The sequence below is a fragment of the Pseudomonas sp. 05T35 genome (assembly GCF_056396605.1).
The window spans coordinates 1-1,394 of record NZ_JBFTLU010000821.1 but is presented as its reverse complement, the minus strand read 5'-3'; the positions used below and the strand labels follow the sequence as shown (position 1 = coordinate 1,394).

The 1,394-nt window shown below is 60.6% G+C and carries 2 protein-coding genes and 1 pseudogene; 1 reads left to right on the top strand and 2 read right to left on the bottom strand.

Going from position 1 to position 1,394, the window contains the following annotated elements; genetic code table 11:
• A partial coding sequence (locus AC1DH9_RS30085) for a dienelactone hydrolase family protein (RefSeq protein ID WP_477809446.1) occupies positions 1-413 on the bottom strand: 413 nt, incomplete at its 3' end.
• Complete coding sequence (locus AC1DH9_RS30080) at positions 406-972, bottom strand: phosphoribosyltransferase (protein ID WP_477809445.1); 567 nt, start codon at positions 970-972, stop codon at positions 406-408. The genes AC1DH9_RS30080 and AC1DH9_RS30085, both read right to left, overlap by 8 nt.
• 130 nt (positions 973-1,102) lie before the next feature.
• On the opposite strand from AC1DH9_RS30080, the pseudogene AC1DH9_RS30075 reads away from it, so the two are divergent.
• Positions 1,103-1,394 (top strand): annotated as a pseudogene (locus tag AC1DH9_RS30075) (hypothetical protein); the annotation flags it as partial.

Sequence of the window (1,394 nt, the reverse complement as noted above, 5' to 3'; positions counted from 1 at the left end):
CCCCGGCTGACCACCGCATGGACCACGTCCGGGCGCTCGGCAGCCGCCAACAGCGCCGCAGCGGCCCCGGTGCTTGCACCAAACAAGCCGATCCGCAGCGATTGCAGTTCCGCGTCCCGGCCAATCCAGTCGATCACCTGCACCAGTCGCCGCGAAAGCATCGCGATATCGAAACGCAGCTCCCGCGTCACGTTATCCAGGCGCTGCTCCGGCTCGGTGAGCAAATCGAACAACAACGTGCCCAGCCGCCGCCGGCCCAGAGACTCTGCAACCTGCTGGTTACGTGGGCTTGAACGGCTGCTGCCGCTGCCATGGACAAAAACCACCAGACCGGCAGCGTTCATCGGCAGACGCAGGTCGGCTGACAGCTCCACGTCCTCCAGGCTCAGTTTTCGATAGTGAGACTCAAGCATCGGAATTCTCCTGAGGGGCAGTGCCCGTGCTGGATTCTCGTTGCCAGGCTCTTTGCAAAAGATCGATGACTTCCCCGTCCGTGGTCTGGGTGAAGTTCATGTACCAATAGCCGATCGACATCAGCCACTCGGGAATGAGCGGACACACCAGTTCATCCACTTCGGTGCGCAGGAGTACCACCGGCGCACGCGTTGACCGGTACAAATGCTCACGACGAGAGAGTTCCCGGGTTTCCCGGGCGACCACGGCATCGAACGTGTCCTGATCAATCGGGTGAGCCCGGAGCGCCTCTTCGTTGATGATTTGTATGCCGCCGCTGGCAATGGCGCCCATGGCGTATTCCTCATGGGACGGAACGCCCAACTTGCGGACCAGCATCAGGTCCAGGCGAACCTCCAGCGCGGTGGCCACTTCATAGGCCACCGGAACTCCGCCACGGGGCAAGGCCAGAATGATGACGTCCGGTCGATGAGCGTATTTGCGCAGCGGCTCAACCAGGGTTCGACCGGCAGCGGTCCGGTCGCGCAAGGTGGTTTGCAGTAAGGGACTGTGTGTCATTTGAAAACCTCCTGAAGCTATCGGGCCAACTCCATACCGCCAGAACGCCGCAAGGCAGCCATACAGGACAGGTTCAGTCGTACTGCCGAGAAGCCTTTACAACCCATGAGCGCATGGCAAGTGCTCAGCTATGTGCCAATACCCTTTTTTAAATTCAGAATCCTCCCATGAAGTCTCCCCGGTCTTGATTTATATCAAGTCCCTGCGCAAGGCACAGATACCCAGCGCCAGCAGCAACGGCCCCTTGCGCTATGATCAATCTATCGGCCCTGAACGGGAGACTGCCATGCCGACCCTACCTGCGAGTCAGCGGTTGCGCGTGTACGACAGCGATGAACTCGACGGGGTACTGCAGGCGATGGCGCGCCAGGCTGCGGCACTGTTGCCGCCTACTCAAGCGGTACTGATCGGCATCCAGCGCC